Genomic DNA, 22,202 nt, shown 5'->3' on the forward strand with positions numbered 1-22,202 from the left:
AAACATTAGATAATTCATCGTATGCAGGAGGCAAGATGACAAAGCTAATCGAATTAACAGAAATAGTCTTATTCGACTGGGGCAATACGCTGATGGTCGATTTCCCAGACGCACAAGGGAAGATGTGCGACTGGGAAACCGTACAAGAAGTGAGTGGTGCTCGTGCATTACTGGCTGAACTATCGAAAACTCACCAAGTGTATGTTGCCACCAATGCTGGTGATTCCAGTAAAGACGACATCATTAGAGCCTTTGAGCGCGTTGGCCTATCTCAATATATCTTGGGTTACTTTTGTAAGGCGAGCATTGGCTTTTCTAAGTTCGAGTCGGGCTTTTATCCGGCCATCATTTCCAAACTCGGTGTTGCACCACAAGATATCACCATGGTAGGTGACACCTTAGAGAAAGACATTTACCCAGCACTTGAAGCGGGTTTGCAAGCGGTGTGGCTGAACACGGAAGGAGTTGAGCTTAAGTCAGAGAATCCGAATGTCGTACAAGTTCAAAGCCTAAGCGAACTGTTGGAGAAGCGCGATTAACTCTCTGATATTAAGCCCAGATAAAGTGCTTGTTCGTTTTGATGCCAACCTCTCATCTCTTTGTTATTTAATCCTCTAAGCTAACTCTAGTTTCTACTTTGAGGGCTAGGTTATGAGTATCGAACGTCACGGAATATCGGTTGGAATTGAACGTGTTAGCGGTGAAACTATCGTTGTGTTCAAAGCGAAAGGCAAACTCACACATGATGATTATCAAGCAATGATACCAATTCTAAATACCACGCTAGAAGAACTCGATTCATCGAAACTCAAGATGCTGGTCGACATCTCTACCTTAAGGGGCTGGGAGTTGCGTGCTGCTTGGGATGATTTCAAACTGGGATTAGAGCTCAATTCGAAGATAGACAAAATCGCGATTTATGGTGATAAAAGCTGGCAAGAATTCGCTTCAAAAGTAGGGAGTTGGTTTGTGTCGGGTGAGATTAAGTCATTCGAAGACCACGACTCTGCGCTTAAGTGGCTAGTTGATTGATTCTATCTACGGACAGCTAGAGAGCAATCCGTAAACAACGCTAATGACGGTTAACGAGCATTGTGCTTAAAGGCTGTCATTTTTTGTTTTGGCTATGATATTTCCCATTCGATTCAATAGAGTATATTCATTCCAGCGTGTAACATACCCAGGCTTTGTTTGGTCGCGACTAATGGTGTGGCTAGATTCAGTAATAACGAGAACTAAAACAGAAATAAGGTCTAACGACATGCATAAGGTAATTGATAAGCTGGCTTGGATATTCATCAAAGACGGCAAGCTGTTGATGGTGAGATCAAAAGGCAAAGAACTGTTCTATCTACCGGGTGGTAAGCGTGAAGCTGGCGAGAGTGACGAGCAAGCACTGGTTCGCGAAATAAAAGAAGAGATCTCCGTAGATTTAGTGCCTGATTCAATCGAATACGTTGAGACCTTTACAGGCCAAGCTGATGGCAAGGCGGAAGGCGTATCGGTGCAATTGACTTGTTATCTTGCTGATTATACTGGCGAACTGTCTCCAGATGCCGAAATTGAAGAGCTTAAGTTTGTTGACGGCAACGACAGAGCGGTATGCTCATTGGCGGCACTGGTTGCGCTTGATTGGTTAGAAGCGAACCAGTATTTGGCTTAAGGTTTTAGCGGCTATTAGCTCATGCTGAAGATTGATCTTCAAAAGATCATCGCTTACGAATAGCTTGAAGGGCGGCTGTCTTTCATCAACAGGTCGAGTTTCCTTTGAGCTTTCTTCGTGTCATGCAAATCCACCACCTCAATCATTTCACACTCATCTCGTACCATCTCATTAATCAGGCTTGGATAGTGTCTGCAATCTTCTGGTCGGTCTAAGTAAATGCTGCATGTGTACTTGGCTTGAGCCTTGGTGTCTTTCGTCGGAACCAGCTCCAGAAAAGGGCAGCGAGTTAAACGTTCACCAGATTCAGGGTCAAACCAGATCTCGCTTCCTCGGACATACTCAAAGATGTCTGGATTGAACAACTCCCACAAATCAATCTCTTCTTGCGTTGCGGCAAGGTCACCATCTCCGTATTTGATACAGCATTTCCCGCATTGATTACAATTTTTCATTAGTGACTTCATTGGTTGGTGAGCTTTTATCATTTTACCACTGATAGGCGTGGCACGTTGACTTTGTTGTTCATGGTTAAGCCGTTACGGGGCGAGAACATGGAATGGCGGCGCTTAAAAACAATTTATCTATGCACCACCACTCCAATCAAAGCTGTAAACAGTGATACAATTTGCGCCTAGCAAGTTATTAAAACAAGGTATAAAAATGAGAACCGTATACACCACCGAAGGCAACATCAACGCAAAGAAACAGAAAGACGCTTACCCAAAGTTGGCGCTATGTGATAACTGCGTTCGAGACTATGTGGTGATTGCTCAAGGCGAACGTACTTACAAGCCATGCGCAAAATGTGGTGCCGACGATTAATGCGCCTTGATAAATACCTATGCAAAAGCACTGACCTAACCAAGCCTGAAGCTATTGAACGCATCCATAATGGTGAGGTGAACGTAAACAGTGAGACGGTCACCGATGAATCGACTCAGGTTCACGAAAGCAACACCATCTTGTTAAATGGTACTCCGCTTAAGTTACGAGAATTTCGATACCTCCTAATGCACAAGCCTGCGGGTACTATCTGCTCTAATATCGATGAAGTTTATCCTTCACTGTTCAACTACATCGAGATAGACAAAGCATCAGAACTGCACATCGCAGGGCGCTTAGATGCAGACACAACAGGCTTAGTCTTGATTACCGATGATGGGCGCTGGTCATTCAACATCACGCTGCCAACCAAGTTATGTAAGAAGGTGTACCGCGTGACATTGTCACGAGATATCAAAGACGATGTTGCTGACAAGTTCAAACTGGGCGTTCAATTGCAAGGTGAGCAACAACCGACGCGTCCGGCAGAGCTCGAAATGATTACCAATAAAGAAGTGCTGTTGACCATTACAGAAGGCAAGTTTCATCAAGTGAAACGAATGTTTGCTGCAGTAGGAAACCGAGTTGTTGGCCTACACCGTGAACAGATTGGTGATGTTCGTTTAGATGTTGAAGCAGGTCAGTGGCGTTATCTAACTAAAGCCGAAGTCGACTCATTTCAGCAAGACTCTGAATAAACGCTGTAACCACTTAAAGCGTTAAGCGTGTCAGGACCAGAATATCAGCACTATAAGGATGTAAGATGGAAAACCTAAAAGTCTCAGAAATTAAGTCTTTCGTGCCCGCGAAAGACTTCGATTTATCTAAGCGTTTTTACCAGTCAATCGGCTTCGAAGTGATGTCTGAATTTCACGATATCGCCTATCTACGACACGGCAGTTGCGCCTTCCTTTTGCAAAACTTTTATGAACCTGCGCACTGTCACAATTACATGATGCACTTGCTGGTTGAAGACGTAAAAAGTTGGTATCAACACATCCAAAACTCTAATGTAGTGTCGGAATTTGAAGTTACCGTTTCCGAGGTTGTTGAACAGCCTTGGGGAATGCTTGAGTTTTGTATCACTGACCCAAGTGGTGTGCTGTGGCGTGTGGCTGAAAACATCAGGTCGCGCTGATTCATCCAACTTGCATTGAGGCCAGTGAAACTTCAAATTATCCATCTGTTTCTTTATTTATGCCGACATAAGGCAATGATCAAATAGGTTCAAACATGGATATAAAGGCTAAAATGCACAGCCAAGACGTTTACTACTGTGACGACGTTGATTTGGTTGCTGAGCAAACTCAATGCTTAGAAGTGCTATACGATTTCAACCATACTCGCCCGAGCGAAGGTGATAAACGACAACAAATCATGAAGCAGTTGTTCGCCGAAGTCGGTGAGGGCTGCTACATTGAACCACCATTACATGCGAACTGGGGGCGTCACACGCACCTAGGCAACAACGTATACGTGAACTTTAATCTAACTCTGGTCGACGACACAGACGTATTCATCGGCGACAACGTGATGATAGCGCCTAACGTGACCATTGCCACTGGCACACATCCCATCAGCCCAGAACTCAGGCTAAAAGCAGCGCAGTTCAATGTTCCCGTTCGTATTGGTAACAACGTATGGCTTGGCGCGCACACAGTCGTACTTCCCGGTGTCACCATTGGTGAAAACTCAGTAATAGGCGCAGGCAGCATCGTCACCAAAGACATCCCAGCCAATGTCGTCGCAGTTGGCAACCCATGCAAAGTGATACGCGAAATCAACGAGAGCGACCGAGAGTATTACCACAAAGATCGCCGCATTCCAGATGAACTAAAGTAGGCGGTTTTTCACACGCCTGAAATTAGCTGTGACATAAGCCATTGTTATGCAATGGCTTAGTTGCATATTACTTGTGCATCTTAGAAACTAGACAGAATTAATCAGTATTCAGGTACAGAATTTTTCTGTCTAATAGCAGTTAGGCTACAAGGAAAAGTATATGAACGAAACAGTGGAAGTTTATCCCAAACAATATGAATCGATATTGAAAGCCACACTCGCAATGGGCTTTCCGCAATTATCAGAACTTCCGATAGGTTCATTTTTAGCTGCTTTAGCTGCGAGTAAGCAATCAGGGTACTTGTTAGAGCTTGGGACTGGTACTGGTCTATGTACGTCGTGGATATTGCATGGAATGTCAACAGATTCCAAATTAACAACGGTGGATAATTCGGTAGAAAATATTGATATAGCTCGTCGTTATCTGGGGGCAGATCCGCGAATTGATATTGTTTTATCGAATGGTGAAGATGTTATTGATCGAACCTCGCCATTGTCGGTTGACTTGATATTTGCTGATACTTGGCCAGGTAAATACCACTACCTAGATGAGGCGCTAGCTTGTCTTAAAATTGGTGGCTTCTATATCATAGATGATATGCAAATTCGTTCGGATTGGTCAGAAGAGCATAATGAAAAGGTACGTGAGTTGATTGAGCAATTAACACAGCGGGATGATCTTGTTGTTGCAAAGCTTTGTTGGTCAACAGGCATAGTTATGTGCGTAAAAGTAGCCTAACAAAGCCTCTAAATCTGATTCGTAAACGCGTGCCGAACTCGCTCCGATCAAACATGGCACACGTTCACTCAAAGCTTAAGGCAGCGTTATAGCGCTCGATAAAATTGAATATGGATGGTCATAATATCGAAAGAGAGCTTTATCAAGCAGCAGTAGAACTAGTAAAGGTTCGGTATCCATCAGGTTGGGGTGGCGCAGCGGCTGTTCGAACAGATTCAGGAAAAATATTAACAAGCATTGCTCCTGATACTAAAAATGATGCTCTTTCACTATGTATGGAAGTGGGGGCGTATTTAGAGGCTCACAAACTCAATGAGCGAGTGACCCACTCGTTATGCCTGTGTCGTGAAAGCGAGAACGATGAGTTTTTAATCTTGTCACCATGCGGAGTTTGCCAAGAGCGCCTTGTCCATTGGGGTGGGGATGTTAAAGCAGCAATTACGACTCCAGATAATTCATTGGTTTTTAAAACTATACGTGAACTAATGCCTCACCATTGGTCACTGGTAAACGGTAAAGCACTATAGCAAACCGTTTAAGATTGATTCACAATACGTGGCATTTTTACTATGCGTTGCGCTTAGTGGTTAAGGTGGTATTACGTTGATCACCACTTAAGCGGGCATCATCCCCCTGTAATTCTTCGTGAGTAAAAGCAACTACCATATCTAGTCTTAATAGTTTGTTTAGGTTCACGGTGCCTTTCTTAACTATTTGGTAGAGTGACATTTCAATGAGCATGGAGGTTTTGTAATGGGAACTGTAATCGGTTTGGTGATTCTAGCTGCTATAGATTTGTATCTTGTTCGTAAAACAGGGCTTCATATTCATAAATGGATCTCTAAAAAGTATGCCGCGTATCTGTCGGATAAGGGAAACAAAAAATAGCCTTTTCTTATTAAGTCATCGGTATAAAAAACGTTATCTGCTATTCATTTTACACACATTGCAAAGATTGGAGGATTCATGAAAGGTAAAGGAAAGTGCCTATGTGGCTCGGTTGAGTTGGAAGTAGAGTACGCCAGTAATGAATTGGGGGCTTGTCATTGTAGTATGTGTAGAAATTGGTCTGGCGGTCCGATGTTAGTCATTGATTGCGCTGACTCAGTTAAAATATCAGGTGAATCAAATGTAGTGAGATATAAGTCATCCGAGTGGGCTGAGAGAGGATTCTGCGGTAAATGTGGTACTCACTTGTTTTACTTTTTAGTGCCAAATAATCAGTATCATCTTCCTGTCGGTTTATTGATGTCTGGGGATGACTACAAATTAACTCATCAGATATTTATCGATGAAAAGCCCGAATACTACGAATTTAAAAATGAAACACAAAATATGACTGGCGCAGAAGTATTTGCCCACTTTGAAAGTGGAGAGTAGCACTTAGTTTTTATTAGCTTAAGACTAATTCACAACGCTCGGCATTTTTTAGTTTCGGTCGAGTTTTGTGTTTGCGGTGTAATGGTTTCGGTTAGGTGGTGCTCACGCCTAACATCCCAGCATCAACCCCCAACTTGAAGTGCCTCGAAACTCGATTATGTGAACTCCTAATAGCTGAATAGTTACTCTAATATACAATGAGTTTTCTAATGGCTCTGAGGGGGCGGAAATGACAGATATGGCAATATCAAGTTACCTTGGCTGGTTGTTACTTATTATAGGTTGTTATCCTTTCTTGCTTGTTGGTGTCAGTATGTTTTTCTATGATGCAGAGCGTAAACAAGCATTAAGGTGGTTGAACGGAGTTAGTTTTCTATTGGCTGCATTCCTTCTTTACATGCACATGCAGACAGAAGTCATCTATGGTCGGGAACTGCTCGAAGCTTGGTATCGTGATAACCCAGAAGATAGGCCTCAATAAAAAGCACATAACAAGTGTTTGTCATCCATTTCGGTATATAAAAATGATGCTAAACGATTGGCATTTCCAGCTAGAATCAACTTTAGTGTTTTCGGCACAATGGGTGAGGTGAGGTGATCGCGATGTCAGCTACTTCAAGCGGCGATAACTCGTCTATCCAATTATGCCTATCCGAGTGAACCATGTTCTCTTACAAAGTGTCTGACATTTTAGATATTCAAATGTCGAGGCTCCGATGAATTTTCTCCGTAAGTATAAAATCAGTTTCCTTTTCTGCATTAGTGGTCTTTTGTGTTTCATTGCTTATAACACCATAGGTTCATACGTAGATAAAAATGGTGTGTTGGTTGAGCCATTCGGGCTTATTCCTCTATTTTGGCTTTTTGAGCTACTTGCGTTGCTGGCTTTGGTTGTAGCCTTCGTTAGACACAGAAAGTGTCAGTAGACCAGTTAAGCTGCGAGTAAACGAAGATGTTTCGTTATCACAAACAACTTAGGCGCGATTCGGTACGCTTGGCATTTTGGCATGCGCCGGTATTGGTGTTTCCACTCGTTTTAACTTCAGTGGGTTAGGTGTTAAATTTGAGAGCATTAGTAGCGTTGCCACCTGCTCAAGCGGGCGTTATGTTACTAATTGAATTCAACGTTTATAAAGGATGAATATGGTAGTACTTAGAGGAATGCGCCAAGACGAATATCCAGCTTATTGTCAGTATTTTATTGACGATTACAGTCAGGAAATAGCTAGAAACTATGGGCATTCTTTAGACGTTGCAGTCAAATTGGCAAAGAAGGACTTGCATCGCAGCTTCCCTAACGGACTAGAGAGCAATGAGCATTCGCTATTATGCATTGATGTTGAAGTCGATGGTGAACGTAAGCTTGTGGGTTACCTTTGGCACTCAGTCAATCTTGGGGATAAATCTACGTTTATCTATGACTTCTTCATTTCGAATGAACATCGAGGCCTAGGTTATGGTACTCAATCAATTTCTGCGTTAGAGACCCAACTACTTGCTATTGGCATCAATCAAATAAAACTGAGGGTCGCATACCATAATGAGCGGGCGCTTAAGTTGTATAAAGAAGTTGGCTTTGAGGTTACCGGTTTCAATATGTCTAAGAAACTAAGCGGATAGCCTCAACATATCAAGCAACATACATAGACCGGCAGGTTTCATTCAAACATGGAGTGAAAATATGAAGTCAGACTTTTCAAAACTTGCGACAACCGAGTACGGAAACATACTAAGTAACGACCACTTTATTAATTTTAGTATTGGTCCTCTTTGGCAGGGAATGCCGCCAATTTTTGGAGAAGCGTTTACTGTCCAGTTAACGTCTGGTGATAATTTAATGCTTCATTCAGCCATATACGAAGCACCAAAAGGTTCCATCATTGTAGTGGATGGAGTTGATAGCGAATATGCAGTAGCCGGCGGTAGTGTATGCGAAGTCGCTAAGAGTCGAGGTATCAAAGGTTTTATTATTGATGGTGTCATTCGAAATTTGAGTGAAATTTCAGATATGAAGTTTCCAGTTTTTGCGAAAGGTGTTCATCCAGTACCGGGAAAGAAAGAGGTCTATTCTGAATTGGGCGCTCCAATCGCTTGCGGGGGAGCAAAGGTGTCTACGGGAGATATCATTGTTGCTGATGCAGAGGGTATTGTCGTTATTCCTAAATCAAGAAAAGATGAAGTGTTTCTAATGGCTTCAAAGAAAGCAAGTGACGAAGCTTCATTAACACTCGCTGAGTGGGAAACGAGTCATAGGGCTAAAATAGCCCAAGCAATAACGTCTGCGAAACGAAAATCTGAGAGCACTTTAAACTGATTCGCAATGCGCGGCATTTTCATCAATTAACAGGTGTTAGGCGACAACGAATAAATTCATCCATGGAGAAGAGAGTGATCGTACGGACTGCGACGAAAGAAGACTCAAGTGTCTTGTTAGAGTTTATTGAACAAAAAGCTGACTTTGACCGGAGTATGAGAGGGTTTAGTGGTGAAATCTCGACAACTATAGAGAAAATCGAACGCACACTATTTGGTGATTACGCATTTGCTCATGCATTAATATTGGAACGGAATTGTGAGCCTTTTGGCTTCGCACTGTATCACTATCGATATTCATCCTTCAGTGGAGAGCCATCAATCTGGCTTGACGACTTATTGGTTACAGGAAGTCAAAGATCAAAAGGGTATGGCCGTGAACTTATGTTGGCTTTAAAGTCACAAGCGGAGTCATCATATGCCTCTCACATCTTATGGACGGCAAGTCCACATAATAAGAAAGCGCATGATTTCTACAAAAGGTTGGGTGCAGAGGTTGAGCGAATGGATGGTCAAAGACCTTATTTCCGTTGGGCAATGTGCGATTCGTAAATGAATCAAAAGGGAACTATGAAAATAACGACGCTGGTTGATAACTCTCGACTGGATAACAGGAAAGATTTAGCCGTTGAGCGCGGACTATCACTGCATATTGAAACTGAATCGCTAAAGATCTTGTTCGATATGGGAAGTGGCGATACGTTTTGTCAAAACGCACCAGTACTGGGTATTGATATCAAAGATGTAGACCTCGCTGTCATATCACACAGGCATCATGATCATTGTAATGGCACCGCTGATTTTGTTGCTCATAACTCTAAATCCAAAGTGTTTCTGAAAAATTGCGAACAGAAAAGCTATCATTTCCGGGCTTTCGGTTTCAAAAGTGATGTCGGGATCAATCCGGACTTACTAGAAAACAGCAACGAGCGGTTAGTCTTCGTTAATCGTACGACTGAGATCGCCCCAAATGTCTTTGCTATCACAGATATTAGCGTGAAACACGAACAACCTAAGGGTAATAAATACCTTTATACACAGTCGGAAAATCGACGGGAGCGCGACTCATTTGATCATGAATTACTGTTAGTGATTAAAGAGCCAGATGGTTTAGTTATATTCACGGGATGTGCGCATAGTGGCGTTCTTAATATGGTTGATACAGCGGTTACTCTGTTCCCAGGAGAGAGAATAAAAGCGGTTGTCGGGGGCTTCCATCTAGTGGGCTTACCATTGTTCAATAGTATTGGTGGCACAAAGCAAGACATTAGAGATCTTGGATTGACGTTGTCTCAATACCCCATTGATAAACTGTATACAGGGCACTGCACAGGCAAGAAAGCTTATGACCTGTTGAAAGAAGTATTAGGCAAGCGTCTGGAAGCAATGCCGACAGGTCGGCGTATTCATGTGTAGCGTTGGTCAAACCTTAGATGGATGTTAGTTAGGTCACGATGAATAAACAAAAACTAAAGAACCTCATTCAACAAGTTCCTGAGCTAATCGAAACAGCCAAAGTATGTCGTGAGGTGGGCTTGCCAAACTTCTATATTGCAGGCGGTGCTATCACGCAAATCATCTGGAATGATATCGAAAACAAACCGCTTCTAGACCAAGTCAAAGACTTCGATGTTGTCTATTTCAATAGTACCTCAGCTATCAATGAAGATGAGTTCAAAAACCGCATTCGTTCGCGGTTAAGTCATTGTGTCGACGTGGACGTAAAGAACCAAGCGACCATTCATGAGCATTACGCTAAGAAGTTTGGTTGCTTCATTCAACCATACGATCGTGTTGAACAAGGTATCGAGTCTTGGCTCTCTGCATTTACTATCGGGTTTACTTTGAATGATTCAGGCGGCATCAAGTTGTTTGCCCCATACGGTGTAGAGGACGCTTTTGATATGCTGATTAAGCCGAATAAGCGAGCAATGACAGAAGTAAATTACAACAAAATGACCACTGGTTATAAGGCTCGATGGCAGCAAGTAAAAGTGCTTCCTTGGAATTGATCTATAAAGCTTTGTGGGATTGCTCTTAACATTGGGTATTTAATTCAGTTTGGCGTCAGTGGTAAATTTGAATCTAGTCTCAGCATTGTTAGTGACTTAGTTGTACGTTATGTGATTTGGAAATAACGAGGTCTGGTTTATGAAATACGCTCCAATTAAAGATGAAATTACGTTTGATGATTTCGCAAAATTAGATATTCGTGTCGGCTTAATCGTAAAGGTTTCTGAAGTCGCTAAATCAGATAAGCTGATGAAACTCACCGTCGACTTTGGCGATCATCAGCGATCAATCTTGGCTGGCATTAAACAAGAGCGAGAAAACCCGAAAGAAATCGAAGGCAAGCAAGCTTTGTTTGTTGTGAACTTGCCTGAAAGAAAGATGGCGGGTGAAGTGTCTCAAGGGATGTTGTTTGATATTGGTTATGAAGACAAATTAAATCCGTGTTTAGCTTGTCCTGAAACCGAAATGCCTAATGGTGCTCGAGCTGGGTAACGTACACATAAACGTGAACAATAATGTAAGACGGAATAACGCGTATCTTAACTTAAAGCGAACATCATAGATGGAACACAAAACAGGGTACAAGAGATGAAAGCTGGTACGCCAAGAGATTATAGCGAAGACATGTATAACGTTTATTTTGAAGTTGGAGAGTGGGAAGGAACGGCTCTCAGCATACTTGAGTCGTTTGTTGGTCAGTCACCGTCAACGTCTATTTCACATTTGGAGTTTGGGTATGAACTTGCGATGCCTATCCAATGTGTACCAGATCTCGTGAGGCTTTTGACTGAGAAAAATATCGCTATTTATCAGATCGTACGTGGTAACAAAATACTAGAGTCATAAAGATATTGGTCGAAGTAGAACAGTGAATTAATCGAGATTGATTCGTTATACATGGCATTAATCGTTGAAGGTTGGATTTCTTTCTTAAGGAGTTTTAAGTGAGTCAGGAAGTAAGAGCAGGTGTAGCTGCGGTTATTCTACGTGAAGGACGAGTACTACTTGGAGAACGAATTGGTTCTCATGGGGCTCATACATGGGCAACGCCGGGCGGACACCTTGAGTGGGGTGAAAGTATCGAAGAGTGTGCCAAACGCGAAACACTCGAAGAGACTGGCTTAGTTGTTAGTGCATTTGAGAAGCTGACTTTTACCAATGATATTTTTGAGAAAGAGAACAAGCACTATATAACGCTGTTTGTTGTTGCTTCTGACGCTAGCGGCGAACCACAGATAACAGAACCTGATAAATGTAAGCAATGGAAATGGTTTAAGCTAGATGAGTTACCTGAGCCACTGTTTCTTCCTCTGACGAATCTGTTGAGCGATCCGGTCATCCTTGGGAAGCTAGCGCAGTAAACGCGAATGATTGGAGGGCACATCAATGAGAGCACCTTTTCAGGTTTTAGTCTTTCCCTACAAAACAGTCGATAACAAATATCGATTTTTAATCGCACGCAGAAGGGACAATGGTGTTTGGCAGGCAATATCGGGTGGTGGCGAAGACAATGAGTCATTACTTGAAGCAGCAAAACGAGAGCTCTCTGAAGAGACTCAGCTAGTCGGTTGTAATTGGCAGTTGCTCGATTCAATGTGCATGCTTCCAAAAGTCTTTTATGCAGGAAATCACAATTGGACTGAGCATCCATTCGTAATTCCTGAGCATTCCTTCTCAGTTAAAGTGACGGAAGATCCTCAATTATCAAATGAACACACAGATTACCGTTGGTGTGACTACCAAGAAGCTATTGAACTTCTAACATATGACTCGAACAGAAACGCGCTTTGGGAGATCAACGAAAGGCTTTACAAAGCTAGCTAAAGTACACAGATTAATTAACTCTATATTAGAGTGGAAATCCTGATTAGATTCTTACTAATCTCTCGCTATTTAGTGAATAGGTAAATCATGACATTACGAGTAGTTCCAGAGCTTTATTGTTTCGATATTAATGTGAGCAAATCCTTCTTTGTCGATGTGTTGGGGTTTGAAGTGAAATACGATCGCCCAGATGAAGAGTTTGCTTATCTAACGCTTGATGGTGTTGATGTGATGCTTGAAGGGATTGCGGGCAAAAGTCGAAAATGGCTTTCAGGTGATCTGGAGTTTCCGCTAGGGCGTGGTGTTAACTTCCAATGGGATGTTATCGATATCGAACCTCTATATCAGAGAGTTAACGAAAGCGCCGCTGATTCTATTTACTTAGCGTTAGAGTCGAAGTCTTATCAATGTGGTGATTCGATCGCGACTCAGAAGCAGTTCATCGTTCAAACTCCAGACGGTTATCTCTTTAGGTTCTGCCAAGATATTCATTAAATCATGACCTTGTGGTTGGATACCAAATACTGGTCTTTGCTCGAGATTATTGGATAGACTAAACGTATTAACTGAGTACTAAGGTTGCATTGCTCACGCCCCAGTAATGCGTTATACAAATACTGTGATTAAGAATGAATGAGGATATGTAGTGAGCCATTTACCAGACGAAAGCCAAAAACGATTCATAGCGGTTTTAAGCAAAAAGATGGATTTAGGAAGAACATTGAACGTGCTAGGGCACTTGAGCGTTGGCCTATCTAATCAATTAGAAAGTGACGAGACTTGCTACGTTGACTATGAAGACTTGGATGGCAATGTCCACCCTAATTTATCTCATTACCCTTTCATCGTGCTGAAAGCAGACAACTCAAATAAGCTTAGAAAAGTGCGTGAAGAAGCCTTCAGCCGTGGTATTAAATTTACCGATTTTACGAGCTCAATGATCGAAGGTGGTTCTGTTGAGCAGCAGCAACGAACCAAAGAAACCAAAGAAGAAGACCTTGAGTATCTTGGTGTATGCCTGTTTGGTGACACGGAAATCCTGCGTGAGTTTACAAAGAAGTTTAGCTTGTATAAGTAAATGTCCGTATTACCTATAAATTAATAACACTATTAATGCTTAGTCTTCGAGATCAAACTTAGATTTGCTGCTTTGGTTTGAAGCATTTATGTAGTTATTGCTCTCGGATTATTAAGAATCTGAACAAGAGTTTTAATTGAGCTCACAAATTAAAACTGTATGTATGTACATGCCTTTCTTTTGGTATATCATCCCTCGATTTTTCAATCATTGAGTCATAAAATGACGAATCATTTAGAACCAGGCATTAAAGATCTAGTCGAAGACTTCCAATCCAATGGTAAACCTTGCCCATCACTCCAAACCATCGAAGAGCGACGTACTGGCTATATTGGCAGTACCGTTTTAGCGGGGAAGAGTCCTAAAATAGAACACGAATTCTTAGATGCATTAAATGGTGTGCAGATAAAAGTTTATAAGCCTACGACCGAATCGAATCTACCTATCACAGTGTACTTCCACGGTGGTTGCTTTATCAGCGGTGGCTTTGAAACACATGATGTTCAATTAAGACAGATTGCCCTTCAATCTAACTCAATTGTTATTTGCATCAAATATAGACTGGCACCTGAGCATACATATCCAGCGGCGCACGACGATGTGTATCAAGCTGTACTTGGTATCAAGGAGTTTGGTCGCAAATATGGTGGCAATATCGAACAAATGGCGTTTGTTGGTGATAGTGCCGGTGGGCAATTAGCGTTGGCGACAACATTGAGACTAAAAAAGTATGAGTCTTGGTTACCGAGCCAGCAAATTCTTATCTATCCGATGCTAGATCCTAAAGGAAGTTCACGCAGTTACGTGGAAAATGGCACAAACTATATTATAACGGCAAACATGTTGCTTTCCGGCTTCGAGTTATACACAAATAATAAATCTAATGCATTCAATGAGCCTGAACTCAACCTTTTGAACTGTGATTTTAACGGACTGCCAACGACAACCATCATCACTGCCGAGTTCGATCCATTACGTGACGAAGGCGAACAGCTCTATAAGTTAATGGTGTCGCAAGGTGTTGATGCTAGTTGCCAGCGCTATTCGGGTGTAATCCATGGTTTCTTTCAGTTATCGGGTGTTAGTCAATCAGCAAAGCATTGTGTTGAGTTAATTTCAAAAAAATTGATGACTCGAAATTAAAATTATAGATAGTACAATTAGTTATGGTTAATCTGGACGCTGTGTATATCTCAATTAGCGCCAGATAGACCTTATTTAAGACTCAATTATTATAAGACAATCGGTTAATCTATAGATAGGAAGTCAATGGAATACCAATTAGATATCGAGCCCTCCGATGACGACATTAATGAAGTCCGAGGCGGGTTAATCAAACACAACACACCGTTTCTCGAAGGGATACCCAAGTCTCAAGTTGCGTACTACGCGATGGTGGAAGGCAACAAAGTTGGTGGTATTGTCGCTGATCTTTGGGGAAACTGGTTACTGATTAAGTTTCTCTGGGTCGATGATTCGATGAGAGGAAAGCAAGTCGGCAGTAAACTACTTAAGCGTATTGAAGAGTATGCACAGTCTCAAGGCTGTACGTCGTCATTGGTCGATACATTAAGTTTCCAAGCCAAACCTTTCTATGAGAAACGAGGGTATGAATGCCAGGTGGTGTTAGAAAATTACCCTGTAGATTCCTCGCTATCGTTTCTCACCAAGTCGCTCGTCAAAAAGTAGCGTATTAAGCGCCCGTTTATACAAGGAGAGTAGAGTGGTCAACATTCGGGAAATGGCAATTTCAGACTACGACTCAGTGATTGCGTTGTGGTGCCAGACAGAAGGCATGAGTATTCGAGGTGCCGATTCGAAAGAAAGCATTGCGAGCTATTTAGATCGTAACCCCGGTCTGAGTTTTGTGGCTGAAAGTAACAACGAGATCATTGGCGCTGTGTTAGTCGGAACGGATGGACGTCGTGGGTATTTACAACATTTAGCTGTCTCGGCCAACTTTAGAGGGCAAAAGTTAGGTTGTAAGCTTGTCGCAGAGGCGGTCAACGCCCTTGCAGGGTTAGGCATCCCGAAGACCCACTTGTTTGTCTATAACGACAACATCAATGCTCAACAGTTTTACGAAAAGTTGGGCTGGTTTCCTCGCGATGAAGTTCGAATGTACTCGTTTAATAGCTCGGATAATAGTAACGTTTAGCCTTAAAGGTTCGCGCTGGCTGAGCTTTAATTTGTAACAGGTTCGCGCGCATACGCCCAATATCAAAACAATCTTTGGAGTATTTAGAAATGTTGTTTTCTAGTCTGTCTAAACCATTGGTTCATGGCTCCGAGTTATGTTCTGAACTGCTCAACTTCTTAACCGAGCATAAACGTGAATTCGAAGAAAAGTTAATCCCTGATCTGTCATACATCGATGATATGGCACATGTGGTGAACGGTATCAAAATCAAAGACGTTCTACACATCAACGCGAATCAATACCGACTTCAATATTCGTTTGATTGGGAGCTGTTTCTAGGATGTTCAGATAGGAACGAAACCGGTGTAGAGAATGGAAGTGTTCTATTCACTCTTGAGGACGATAACGTTCTTAATATCAACTTCCCAAACTACGGTTCTCGAGACACTAGCGATGAGCTTTAGTCGGTTTTTCGTGCGTGTTATACAGAAGGAACAACAATGATAACTATCGAAAGGCTTGAAGAATCCCATGTGGCGTCAGTTCAGGCCATCCAACTCGCCGATGAACAGGTTAAGTTCGCTGGTACAGCTGCAGAGTTTTTATTAGACGGCAGTGAAACGACGCACTTGCACGTGATTAAGTCTGATCACGAAATTGTTGGTTTCTTTAAGCTGGATATCGCTTACGCAGAGCACTACCAATTCTGCCCTGAAGGAAGCATTGGGCTAAGAGCTTTTGTGCTTGATAAAAACCAGCAAGGTAAAGGTTTAGGAACTGGCACGGTCAAAGCTTTGTTTCCATATTTAAAAGCGAATTACTCAGCGTATCAGTCGATTTACTTAACTGTGAATTGCAAAAATCCCGCAGCATTTAACTGTTATCAGAAAGGCGGCTTCGAAGATACCAATGAACAGTATTTAGGTGGCGCAGCAGGCCCGCAATTTATCATGCGCGGTCGAATTGCTTAGTAATATGAAACCGATTAATTGTTGATGGGACACTCCTGAACAGCTATATGCAGGTTGAGAGTCTTAAAGAACACGAAAAGGAAATTTGATGAAGGTTCAATATCTTGAAGTGGTTACCCCAGAAGTCGATGTTGTTTGTGCAACATACGCTCAGCTCTACAACGTGAAGTTCAGTGGTGCAGATGTAAACCTTGGTGGGGCGCGCACTGCAAAGCTATCTAATGGCGGGGTAATTGGCATTCGAGCACCGCTTCGTGAAACTGAAAACCCAACTGTTCGTCATTACACGCTGGTTGAGGATATTCAGTCTGCAGTAAATGCAGCCGAGAAACTAGGTGCCGAAGTCGTGGTGCCGCCAATGGAGTTACCACGTCACGGCATGTGTGCCATTGTTATTCAAGGTGGCGTCGAGCTCGGGTTCTGGCAATTATAAATGATGTATACCTTTTTGATTGTGACGGACGAGATACTACGATTTATGATGCGACACCTAGTGTCTTTGTCAGCTTCATGGCATCATTCGACGCAGCTAAAACCCCAACAAGGTATGTTATGAAACAGAATATTGTCCACATTGCACTCGTGGTAAAAGACTACGATGAAGCGCTTGATTTCTATGTAAACAAGCTTAAGTTTGATCTCATCGAAGACACGTATCTACCAGAAGAAGATAAACGCTGGGTTGTTGTTGCTCCACCAAATTCAACCGGTGTGAGCCTGTTACTTGCTAGAGCTTCTAAGCCAGAGCAACTTGATTTCATCGGCAACCAAGCTGGTGGACGCGTATTCCTATTCTTAAACACCGATGATTTCTGGCGTGATTACGAACGCATGACGTCTTTGGGCATTAACTTTGTCCGAGAGCCTAAAGAGCAAGGCTACGGCACCGTTGCTGTGTTTGAAGATCTTTACGGTAACTTGTGGGATCTGCTTCAGTTAAACCCTGAACATCCTATGGCTAACAGTTAGAAAAGCTTAACCCACAACCTTAATTCTAGTCATACGGATATGCAGGAGCGACATGGAAGTCACAAGGCATCAACCCAAGTATTTAACCGCTTTACAGGCGCTCTATCTAGAATCAAGACAGAACACCTTTCATTGGGCTGATGCCGACGCTTTTAAGTTATCCGATTTCGATTTAGATACAGAAGGAGAGCAAATATGGGTGGTTGTTTCTGGCGACAAGGTTTTAGGTTTTGCCTCTGTTTGGGAACCTGAAAGCTTCATCCATCACCTCTATGTTTGCCCGCGAACGCTACGTTCTGGGGCTGGTTCTGCTTTACTCAATACTTGCAAACAACATTACTCTGGTCTGACATTGAAGTGTCTGACTGCTAATGAAAATGCGATTGGCTTTTATCAGTCGCAAGGCTTTGTTATCTCATCCACAAAAGGAGAGGGACTAGAGCGTTATCACTTAATGACTTACCAAGTTTAGTAATAATAAGCTAAGTAATAACAACCATGGCAATCACAAGCGATGCAATTACAACAAGGGTCATCAAGTCGGGAGTTTAAACCGAGAATATGGAAATAAAACAGCTTTCAGCGACGGAGGTACTTCCGGTTAGGCATCAAGTGCTTTGGCCTGATAAACCGATGTCGTTTTGTATGGTGCCAGATGACGAACACGCAACGCATTACGGTGCGTTTATTGGTGAGCAGTTGGTTTGTGTCGCGTCTATCTATATCCAAGGCAATGAAGCGAGGCTGAGAAAGTTTGCGACGCTGCCTGAATTCCAAGGGCAGGGAATCGGTTCAAACGTGATTGAACATGCAATCTCGAACCTCAAAGATTTAAACATCCAATATTTTTGGTGCGATGCGCGTACAACGGCTTTAGGTTTTTATCAAAAATTTGGGATGGCTGTAGAAGGCTCTGAATTTGAAAAATCGGGCGTTGCCTATTACAAAATGTCGGTTCATTGGGAGTAACGCTTTTCTTTCGTTGGGTTAACCCTCCGCACCGCTAAATCACAACTTAAGTTAAGGAAGCTCATCGTGGAAGAAATCAAAGGCATTCTGCAATTCATGGTCGAAATTGAACAATTAAAGGATGTTCATCGACAAACAAAACCGGTTGGATTGGATCGATATGAAAACTCGGCCGAGCACAGTTGGCATGTCTGTTTGAGCGCACTTATGTTGAAAGACTATGCCAATGAAGAAATCGATATTACCCGAGTAATGAAGATGTTGCTGATTCATGACCTTGGGGAAATCGATGCAGGAGACACCATCATTTATGCCAGTGAAACCGAAGAAAACAAGCTCAAAGAGAGAAACTGCGTCGAGCGCTTGCTCAAATCATTGCCGAGCCATTTAAGCACCGAGTACTTGGATCTATGGCTTGAGTTCGAAGCGGGTGAGTCGCCGGAAGCCAGATTTGGTAAGGCGATCGATAGAGTGCCGCCTTTGCTTCATAACATCCATGGTGGTGGTCATAGCTGGAAGAAGCACAACATATCCAAAGACAAAGTACTGAGCTTCAATGGCGAGCGTATTTCTAAAGGCAGTCGTGCTCTATGGAAAGAGCTAGAAGTGCAACTTGAAGGTGCTGCGGACAAAGGGTTATTAAAGTAAAAGTTAACTATCTTGCCAAGGAATGACAAAGAAGTTTCAACCTAACAACGTTTAAATTAAACTCGGGAATTCATAGTGTTACTTCAGCGTAGCAAGCCCATTGTTAAAGGAATAAGAACAACATGAAAACCACTGCTTTAGCTTTATTGCTGCTTAGTGTTTCTGGTAGTGCATTTGCAACCAATACCAATATTGAAGCGATCGATTACCAAGTGTCGGTCACTGTCGAGGATTCTGAATCAAAACTCAACTTCCCAACCTTTAAGTTCGACTCTTTCGGACAGGAAGTCACATCTCAAACTGAAAAGTGCATTTATTCGGGTGTTCTTTCTAAGCATGAAGCTAACGCTATTCTATTAGAGGCCAAAATGTCATGCGATTATGAAAATGGTGAGTCTAGTAGTGAGATGCCGGTTTTTATTCTTGATCAAGAGGGTGGAGAAGCAAGTATCGAGCTTGGAGAAGATGAAGCAAACCTGTGGAAATACACGGTTCTAATTAAAGCGCTAAACTAAACTTCAAACGATACACGGTTACTCTTTTTGTTCTGCTATTGAACACCGCAACGCCAATTAAAGTAGATGCATGACACATGGTATTATCTTGTGTCTCATTTCTTTCTAATAAAACTCTAATGGACAACAATAAGTTCGAGAACCGAGTGATAAGTTGTTAGTATGCATCAACTTTATAAATGTTAGTTGGCTTATATAAATGCTTGATAATAAGTATATTAAACACCCTTATCACTGTGAGCAGTGCAACGCACTTACCCCGCACCTTGCTGTTAACGCTTCCGATGCTCAATCTAAAGCGGACGCTGAATCTGAAAAGAAACAATGGAAATTAGGCGTGTTGATGGAGTACCTGATGACGTTATTGTTCAAAGGTGACCATAATGTTCCCGGTTTTTATGTCGACAGTGATTACGAATACCAGTGTGAAAAGTGTGGGACTAAGTCGTGGCATTGATTGGGTATGAACATTTGATTCAACCTTAATTTTTGAGCTCTAATCCCGAAATCAACTCGCTTAAAGAACTCGTTCACTTTAATAATTAGTGAGTTTCAATCAGGCGTATTATTCCTATTTTGTTATGGAGGACAAACGAGTGATATACCCAAAAGCTTTAAATATCGGTGACAAAATCGGATTTTTCTCACCGTCATCGCCCGCAACTGTCTTTGCACCTAATCGATTTGCTCGTGCTAAACGTTATTTGGAAAAGCAGGGCTTCATTCTAGTTGAAGGTTCGTTAACTGGAGAGTCAGAAGGGTATCGTTCTGGTTCCATTCAAGCGCGAGCCGAAGAACTCAATCAGCTCATTCGAGATCCTGACGTACGCTGCATTATGTCGACCATTGGTGGTAACAACAGCAACTCACTGTTGCCATACATCGATTATGACGCCTTAAGAAATGACCCCAAGATTATTATCGGCTATTCAGATGCCACCGCATTACTATTAGGCATCTACGCCAAAACTGGATTGGTGACTTTCTATGGCCCGGCACTTGTTGCGTCATTTGGTGAGTTCCCGCCATTAGTCGACGAAACCTTCCAATCGTTTACTGACATTTTATGTTCGGATTCACACCAACACCAGTACACGATGCCTGAGAGTTGGACGGACATTAAACACGATTGGGAAACTCAAGATTCGGCAAAGCCAGTTTACAATAACGAATGGCACTTCATGGGAAGAGGTCAAGTAAGCGGTCGCGTGATTGGTGGCAATCTGAGTACGATGGCGGGGATTTGGGGCAGCGAATACATGCCAGAAATTCAGTCTGGCGATATTCTGCTTATTGAAGATTCGCTAAAAGGCATTGAAGCGGTCGAGCGTTTATCCGCACACTTATTGGCTTGCGGAGTATTCGATAAAGTAGGTGCGCTTGTGCTTGGCAAACATGAACTGTTTGATGACAAAGGGACAGGACGAACACCACTCGATGTACTTATTGAAGTGCTGAATGGTAAAAATGTCCCGATCCTGTATGGTTTCGACAGTTGCCACACTCACCCTATGCTAGTCACTCCACTAGGTGTGCAAGGTACCATCGATTTTGATGACCACACATTCAAGCTTCAAAGCCAATGGTTAGCGTCGAGTTAGCCTAAACTGATGATAATAAGACGCATTAGAAAAGTGATCCTCTCTGCAAACTGAGAATGGAAACGCGTCTATACTGACATGGGTTACGTCACTGATTTAAGAAGTGGCGCTATGAATGTAAGTTTGATTAGGCTAAATCTCAGAGGTGACGATGAAAAAATTACTACCACTATGCGCCATTTTGCTCTCGGCATCATTTTCAGCTGCGGCTTCTGATGGTTTGATTAAATACCAAAGTAATTACTCAGTGAAAGAGACTGCTGACCGCTTTGAAGAAATCGCCAAAAGCAAAGGTTTGACCTTGTTTGCGAGAATCGACCATCAGAAAAACGCGAGTAAGGTTGGTCTTGAATTGAGACCAACGGAAGTCATCATCTTTGGTAACCCAAAAGTAGGGACACCATTAATGCAATGCGCTCAAGATGTCGCGATAGATTTACCGCAGAAGGTGTTAGTCACTGAGGATTCTAATAAAGAAGTATGGCTATCTTACAACGATCCTAATTATTTGGTAGAGCGTCACGCAATCAATGGCTGTGACGAAGTGGTTAAGAAGATCTCGGGTGTACTAAGCAAGCTTTCAGAAGCGACAGTGGCGAAAGCTGAATAACCGAGCCAATAAGCACTCATTTAGACCATTAATGGGTGCGACTTGACGATGATATAGCTTCCCAATCAACGTTTGGCTGCATTGACAACTAAGCAACAATAT

38 protein-coding genes are annotated in these 22,202 nt (G+C 42.4%); 37 read left to right on the forward strand and 1 reads right to left on the reverse strand.

Features of this window, described 5'->3' with window-relative positions; genetic code table 11:
- Window positions 1–35: 35 nt before the first annotated feature.
- From OCU90_RS08180 to OCU90_RS08190, 3 genes are all read left to right on the forward strand, one after another.
- Window positions 36–539, forward strand: coding sequence for an HAD family hydrolase (locus OCU90_RS08180; RefSeq protein WP_061024775.1), 504 nt, complete (start codon window positions 36–38; stop codon window positions 537–539).
- Between the two features lie 112 nt (window positions 540–651).
- Window positions 652–1,032 carry a SpoIIAA family protein gene (locus OCU90_RS08185; RefSeq protein ID WP_061024773.1) on the forward strand — a complete coding sequence of 127 codons (381 nt, stop codon included), beginning with the start codon at window positions 652–654 and terminating at the stop codon, window positions 1,030–1,032.
- Between the two features lie 229 nt (window positions 1,033–1,261).
- Window positions 1,262–1,663, forward strand: coding sequence for an NUDIX hydrolase (locus OCU90_RS08190; RefSeq protein WP_061024772.1), 402 nt, complete (start codon window positions 1,262–1,264; stop codon window positions 1,661–1,663).
- Between the two features lie 53 nt (window positions 1,664–1,716).
- Here the strand turns inward: OCU90_RS08190 and OCU90_RS08195 are convergent, their stop codons facing one another.
- Window positions 1,717–2,118 carry a YkgJ family cysteine cluster protein gene (locus tag OCU90_RS08195; protein ID WP_017063956.1) on the reverse strand — a complete coding sequence of 134 codons (402 nt, stop codon included), beginning with the start codon at window positions 2,116–2,118 and terminating at the stop codon, window positions 1,717–1,719.
- Between the two features lie 208 nt (window positions 2,119–2,326).
- Between OCU90_RS08195 and OCU90_RS08200 the strand changes: the two genes are divergently transcribed.
- The 34 genes from OCU90_RS08200 (at window position 2,327) to OCU90_RS08370 (ending at window position 22,100) form a co-directional block, all read left to right on the forward strand.
- Window positions 2,327–2,488 (forward strand): hypothetical protein, encoded by a 162-nt coding sequence (locus OCU90_RS08200; protein ID WP_099426160.1) that lies wholly within the window; start codon window positions 2,327–2,329, stop codon window positions 2,486–2,488.
- Window positions 2,461–3,186, forward strand: a complete 726-nt coding sequence (locus tag OCU90_RS08205) for a pseudouridine synthase (protein ID WP_081090014.1) — start codon at window positions 2,461–2,463, stop codon at window positions 3,184–3,186. The genes OCU90_RS08200 and OCU90_RS08205 overlap by 28 nt, the downstream gene beginning before the upstream one ends.
- 65 nt (window positions 3,187–3,251) lie before the next feature.
- Window positions 3,252–3,626 carry a VOC family protein gene (locus OCU90_RS08210; RefSeq protein ID WP_017099885.1) on the forward strand — a complete coding sequence of 125 codons (375 nt, stop codon included), beginning with the start codon at window positions 3,252–3,254 and terminating at the stop codon, window positions 3,624–3,626.
- Between the two features lie 95 nt (window positions 3,627–3,721).
- Window positions 3,722–4,330, forward strand: a complete 609-nt coding sequence (locus OCU90_RS08215; protein WP_061024768.1) for a sugar O-acetyltransferase — start codon at window positions 3,722–3,724, stop codon at window positions 4,328–4,330.
- Between the two features lie 160 nt (window positions 4,331–4,490).
- Window positions 4,491–5,069, forward strand: a complete 579-nt coding sequence (locus OCU90_RS08220) for an O-methyltransferase (RefSeq protein ID WP_017080557.1) — start codon at window positions 4,491–4,493, stop codon at window positions 5,067–5,069.
- 110 nt (window positions 5,070–5,179) lie between these two features.
- Window positions 5,180–5,596, forward strand: a complete 417-nt coding sequence (locus OCU90_RS08225) for a cytidine deaminase (RefSeq protein WP_061024767.1) — start codon at window positions 5,180–5,182, stop codon at window positions 5,594–5,596.
- 439 nt (window positions 5,597–6,035) lie between these two features.
- On the forward strand, window positions 6,036–6,449 hold the full coding sequence (locus OCU90_RS08235; protein ID WP_009846835.1) for a GFA family protein: 414 nt from the start codon (window positions 6,036–6,038) through the stop codon (window positions 6,447–6,449).
- Between the two features lie 229 nt (window positions 6,450–6,678).
- Entirely contained in the window at window positions 6,679–6,930 is a 252-nt protein-coding gene (locus tag OCU90_RS08240; protein ID WP_061024765.1) for a hypothetical protein, read from the forward strand.
- 235 nt (window positions 6,931–7,165) lie between these two features.
- Window positions 7,166–7,375, forward strand: coding sequence for a DUF3955 domain-containing protein (locus tag OCU90_RS08245; RefSeq protein WP_081090013.1), 210 nt, complete (start codon window positions 7,166–7,168; stop codon window positions 7,373–7,375).
- Between the two features lie 217 nt (window positions 7,376–7,592).
- Window positions 7,593–8,069 carry a GNAT family N-acetyltransferase gene (locus OCU90_RS08250; protein WP_061024763.1) on the forward strand — a complete coding sequence of 159 codons (477 nt, stop codon included), beginning with the start codon at window positions 7,593–7,595 and terminating at the stop codon, window positions 8,067–8,069.
- 61 nt (window positions 8,070–8,130) lie between these two features.
- On the forward strand, window positions 8,131–8,763 hold the full coding sequence (locus OCU90_RS08255) for an RraA family protein (protein ID WP_061024761.1): 633 nt from the start codon (window positions 8,131–8,133) through the stop codon (window positions 8,761–8,763).
- 62 nt (window positions 8,764–8,825) lie between these two features.
- Window positions 8,826–9,314, forward strand: coding sequence for a GNAT family N-acetyltransferase (locus OCU90_RS08260; protein ID WP_061024759.1), 489 nt, complete (start codon window positions 8,826–8,828; stop codon window positions 9,312–9,314).
- A gap of 18 nt (window positions 9,315–9,332) precedes the next feature.
- Window positions 9,333–10,178 carry an MBL fold metallo-hydrolase gene (locus tag OCU90_RS08265; RefSeq protein ID WP_061024935.1) on the forward strand — a complete coding sequence of 282 codons (846 nt, stop codon included), beginning with the start codon at window positions 9,333–9,335 and terminating at the stop codon, window positions 10,176–10,178.
- Window positions 10,179–10,216: 38 nt separating this feature from the next.
- A complete protein-coding gene (locus OCU90_RS08270; protein ID WP_061024756.1) occupies window positions 10,217–10,774 on the forward strand; it encodes a nucleotidyltransferase family protein in 558 nt (185 codons plus the stop codon).
- A gap of 139 nt (window positions 10,775–10,913) precedes the next feature.
- Entirely contained in the window at window positions 10,914–11,267 is a 354-nt protein-coding gene (locus tag OCU90_RS08275) for a tRNA-binding protein (protein ID WP_017087128.1), read from the forward strand.
- A gap of 96 nt (window positions 11,268–11,363) precedes the next feature.
- Window positions 11,364–11,621, forward strand: a complete 258-nt coding sequence (locus tag OCU90_RS08280; RefSeq protein WP_004733879.1) for a hypothetical protein — start codon at window positions 11,364–11,366, stop codon at window positions 11,619–11,621.
- Window positions 11,622–11,719: 98 nt separating this feature from the next.
- Entirely contained in the window at window positions 11,720–12,136 is a 417-nt protein-coding gene (locus OCU90_RS08285) for a nucleotide triphosphate diphosphatase NUDT15 (protein WP_061024754.1), read from the forward strand.
- A gap of 25 nt (window positions 12,137–12,161) precedes the next feature.
- Window positions 12,162–12,599, forward strand: coding sequence for an NUDIX hydrolase (locus tag OCU90_RS08290; RefSeq protein ID WP_061024752.1), 438 nt, complete (start codon window positions 12,162–12,164; stop codon window positions 12,597–12,599).
- An 87-nt stretch (window positions 12,600–12,686) separates the two neighbouring features.
- Window positions 12,687–13,094: a bleomycin resistance protein gene (locus OCU90_RS08295; protein WP_017083593.1), complete on the forward strand. Its 408-nt coding sequence runs from the start codon at window positions 12,687–12,689 to the stop codon at window positions 13,092–13,094.
- Between the two features lie 151 nt (window positions 13,095–13,245).
- Window positions 13,246–13,677 (forward strand): DUF2000 domain-containing protein, encoded by a 432-nt coding sequence (locus tag OCU90_RS08300; protein WP_054541346.1) that lies wholly within the window; start codon window positions 13,246–13,248, stop codon window positions 13,675–13,677.
- A 222-nt stretch (window positions 13,678–13,899) separates the two neighbouring features.
- Entirely contained in the window at window positions 13,900–14,820 is a 921-nt protein-coding gene (locus OCU90_RS08305; RefSeq protein ID WP_017083595.1) for an alpha/beta hydrolase, read from the forward strand.
- Window positions 14,821–14,946: 126 nt separating this feature from the next.
- The gene (locus tag OCU90_RS08310) at window positions 14,947–15,366 is read left to right on the forward strand and encodes a GNAT family N-acetyltransferase (RefSeq protein ID WP_061024749.1); all 420 of its coding nucleotides are present in this window, start codon (window positions 14,947–14,949) and stop codon (window positions 15,364–15,366) included.
- 34 nt (window positions 15,367–15,400) lie between these two features.
- Window positions 15,401–15,835, forward strand: a complete 435-nt coding sequence (locus OCU90_RS08315; protein WP_061024747.1) for a GNAT family N-acetyltransferase — start codon at window positions 15,401–15,403, stop codon at window positions 15,833–15,835.
- Window positions 15,836–15,924: 89 nt separating this feature from the next.
- Window positions 15,925–16,281: a hypothetical protein gene (locus tag OCU90_RS08320; protein ID WP_017070704.1), complete on the forward strand. Its 357-nt coding sequence runs from the start codon at window positions 15,925–15,927 to the stop codon at window positions 16,279–16,281.
- 36 nt (window positions 16,282–16,317) lie between these two features.
- Complete coding sequence (locus OCU90_RS08325) at window positions 16,318–16,788, forward strand: GNAT family N-acetyltransferase (protein WP_017066546.1); 471 nt, start codon at window positions 16,318–16,320, stop codon at window positions 16,786–16,788.
- Between the two features lie 88 nt (window positions 16,789–16,876).
- Window positions 16,877–17,221, forward strand: coding sequence for a VOC family protein (locus tag OCU90_RS08330; RefSeq protein ID WP_061024745.1), 345 nt, complete (start codon window positions 16,877–16,879; stop codon window positions 17,219–17,221).
- A 119-nt stretch (window positions 17,222–17,340) separates the two neighbouring features.
- Window positions 17,341–17,757, forward strand: coding sequence for a VOC family protein (locus OCU90_RS08335; RefSeq protein ID WP_061024743.1), 417 nt, complete (start codon window positions 17,341–17,343; stop codon window positions 17,755–17,757).
- Window positions 17,758–17,809: 52 nt separating this feature from the next.
- Entirely contained in the window at window positions 17,810–18,229 is a 420-nt protein-coding gene (locus tag OCU90_RS08340) for a GNAT family N-acetyltransferase (RefSeq protein WP_061024741.1), read from the forward strand.
- A gap of 89 nt (window positions 18,230–18,318) precedes the next feature.
- Window positions 18,319–18,726 (forward strand): GNAT family N-acetyltransferase, encoded by a 408-nt coding sequence (locus OCU90_RS08345; protein WP_061024739.1) that lies wholly within the window; start codon window positions 18,319–18,321, stop codon window positions 18,724–18,726.
- Between the two features lie 66 nt (window positions 18,727–18,792).
- Window positions 18,793–19,374, forward strand: coding sequence for an HD domain-containing protein (locus OCU90_RS08350; RefSeq protein ID WP_061024737.1), 582 nt, complete (start codon window positions 18,793–18,795; stop codon window positions 19,372–19,374).
- A 122-nt stretch (window positions 19,375–19,496) separates the two neighbouring features.
- A complete protein-coding gene (locus tag OCU90_RS08355; RefSeq protein ID WP_004733862.1) occupies window positions 19,497–19,889 on the forward strand; it encodes a hypothetical protein in 393 nt (130 codons plus the stop codon).
- Window positions 19,890–20,088: 199 nt separating this feature from the next.
- Complete coding sequence (locus OCU90_RS08360; RefSeq protein ID WP_004733861.1) at window positions 20,089–20,346, forward strand: hypothetical protein; 258 nt, start codon at window positions 20,089–20,091, stop codon at window positions 20,344–20,346.
- Between the two features lie 139 nt (window positions 20,347–20,485).
- Complete coding sequence (locus tag OCU90_RS08365; RefSeq protein WP_061024735.1) at window positions 20,486–21,490, forward strand: S66 family peptidase; 1,005 nt, start codon at window positions 20,486–20,488, stop codon at window positions 21,488–21,490.
- A 151-nt stretch (window positions 21,491–21,641) separates the two neighbouring features.
- Window positions 21,642–22,100 carry a DUF302 domain-containing protein gene (locus OCU90_RS08370; RefSeq protein ID WP_029406454.1) on the forward strand — a complete coding sequence of 153 codons (459 nt, stop codon included), beginning with the start codon at window positions 21,642–21,644 and terminating at the stop codon, window positions 22,098–22,100.
- Window positions 22,101–22,202: the final 102 nt, after the last annotated feature.

Source organism: Vibrio splendidus (assembly GCF_024347615.1).
In the GTDB taxonomy this organism is placed as follows: domain Bacteria; phylum Pseudomonadota; class Gammaproteobacteria; order Enterobacterales; family Vibrionaceae; genus Vibrio; species Vibrio splendidus.

Bases quoted from the DNA above. Each gene is read 5' to 3' on its own strand.
- OCU90_RS08180 (WP_061024775.1), top strand. From the start codon at position 36: ATGACAAAGCTAATCGAATTAACAGAAATAGTCTTATTCGACTGGGGC.
- OCU90_RS08185 (WP_061024773.1), top strand. From the start codon at position 652: ATGAGTATCGAACGTCACGGAATATCGGTTGGAATTGAACGTGTTAGC.
- OCU90_RS08190 (WP_061024772.1), top strand. From the start codon at position 1,262: ATGCATAAGGTAATTGATAAGCTGGCTTGGATATTCATCAAAGACGGC.
- OCU90_RS08195 (WP_017063956.1), bottom strand. From the start codon at position 2,118: ATGAAAAATTGTAATCAATGCGGGAAATGCTGTATCAAATACGGAGAT.
- OCU90_RS08200 (WP_099426160.1), top strand. From the start codon at position 2,327: ATGAGAACCGTATACACCACCGAAGGCAACATCAACGCAAAGAAACAG.
- OCU90_RS08205 (WP_081090014.1), top strand. From the start codon at position 2,461: ATGCGCAAAATGTGGTGCCGACGATTAATGCGCCTTGATAAATACCTA.
- OCU90_RS08210 (WP_017099885.1), top strand. From the start codon at position 3,252: ATGGAAAACCTAAAAGTCTCAGAAATTAAGTCTTTCGTGCCCGCGAAA.
- OCU90_RS08215 (WP_061024768.1), top strand. From the start codon at position 3,722: ATGGATATAAAGGCTAAAATGCACAGCCAAGACGTTTACTACTGTGAC.
- OCU90_RS08220 (WP_017080557.1), top strand. From the start codon at position 4,491: ATGAACGAAACAGTGGAAGTTTATCCCAAACAATATGAATCGATATTG.
- OCU90_RS08225 (WP_061024767.1), top strand. From the start codon at position 5,180: ATGGATGGTCATAATATCGAAAGAGAGCTTTATCAAGCAGCAGTAGAA.
- OCU90_RS08235 (WP_009846835.1), top strand. From the start codon at position 6,036: ATGAAAGGTAAAGGAAAGTGCCTATGTGGCTCGGTTGAGTTGGAAGTA.
- OCU90_RS08240 (WP_061024765.1), top strand. From the start codon at position 6,679: ATGACAGATATGGCAATATCAAGTTACCTTGGCTGGTTGTTACTTATT.
- OCU90_RS08245 (WP_081090013.1), top strand. From the start codon at position 7,166: ATGAATTTTCTCCGTAAGTATAAAATCAGTTTCCTTTTCTGCATTAGT.
- OCU90_RS08250 (WP_061024763.1), top strand. From the start codon at position 7,593: ATGGTAGTACTTAGAGGAATGCGCCAAGACGAATATCCAGCTTATTGT.
- OCU90_RS08255 (WP_061024761.1), top strand. From the start codon at position 8,131: ATGAAGTCAGACTTTTCAAAACTTGCGACAACCGAGTACGGAAACATA.
- OCU90_RS08260 (WP_061024759.1), top strand. From the start codon at position 8,826: ATGGAGAAGAGAGTGATCGTACGGACTGCGACGAAAGAAGACTCAAGT.
- OCU90_RS08265 (WP_061024935.1), top strand. From the start codon at position 9,333: ATGAAAATAACGACGCTGGTTGATAACTCTCGACTGGATAACAGGAAA.
- OCU90_RS08270 (WP_061024756.1), top strand. From the start codon at position 10,217: ATGAATAAACAAAAACTAAAGAACCTCATTCAACAAGTTCCTGAGCTA.
- OCU90_RS08275 (WP_017087128.1), top strand. From the start codon at position 10,914: ATGAAATACGCTCCAATTAAAGATGAAATTACGTTTGATGATTTCGCA.
- OCU90_RS08280 (WP_004733879.1), top strand. From the start codon at position 11,364: ATGAAAGCTGGTACGCCAAGAGATTATAGCGAAGACATGTATAACGTT.
- OCU90_RS08290 (WP_061024752.1), top strand. From the start codon at position 12,162: ATGAGAGCACCTTTTCAGGTTTTAGTCTTTCCCTACAAAACAGTCGAT.
- OCU90_RS08295 (WP_017083593.1), top strand. From the start codon at position 12,687: ATGACATTACGAGTAGTTCCAGAGCTTTATTGTTTCGATATTAATGTG.
- OCU90_RS08305 (WP_017083595.1), top strand. From the start codon at position 13,900: ATGACGAATCATTTAGAACCAGGCATTAAAGATCTAGTCGAAGACTTC.
- OCU90_RS08310 (WP_061024749.1), top strand. From the start codon at position 14,947: ATGGAATACCAATTAGATATCGAGCCCTCCGATGACGACATTAATGAA.
- OCU90_RS08320 (WP_017070704.1), top strand. From the start codon at position 15,925: ATGTTGTTTTCTAGTCTGTCTAAACCATTGGTTCATGGCTCCGAGTTA.
- OCU90_RS08325 (WP_017066546.1), top strand. From the start codon at position 16,318: ATGATAACTATCGAAAGGCTTGAAGAATCCCATGTGGCGTCAGTTCAG.
- OCU90_RS08330 (WP_061024745.1), top strand. From the start codon at position 16,877: ATGAAGGTTCAATATCTTGAAGTGGTTACCCCAGAAGTCGATGTTGTT.
- OCU90_RS08335 (WP_061024743.1), top strand. From the start codon at position 17,341: ATGAAACAGAATATTGTCCACATTGCACTCGTGGTAAAAGACTACGAT.
- OCU90_RS08340 (WP_061024741.1), top strand. From the start codon at position 17,810: ATGGAAGTCACAAGGCATCAACCCAAGTATTTAACCGCTTTACAGGCG.
- OCU90_RS08345 (WP_061024739.1), top strand. From the start codon at position 18,319: ATGGAAATAAAACAGCTTTCAGCGACGGAGGTACTTCCGGTTAGGCAT.
- OCU90_RS08355 (WP_004733862.1), top strand. From the start codon at position 19,497: ATGAAAACCACTGCTTTAGCTTTATTGCTGCTTAGTGTTTCTGGTAGT.
- OCU90_RS08360 (WP_004733861.1), top strand. From the start codon at position 20,089: ATGCTTGATAATAAGTATATTAAACACCCTTATCACTGTGAGCAGTGC.
- OCU90_RS08370 (WP_029406454.1), top strand. From the start codon at position 21,642: ATGAAAAAATTACTACCACTATGCGCCATTTTGCTCTCGGCATCATTT.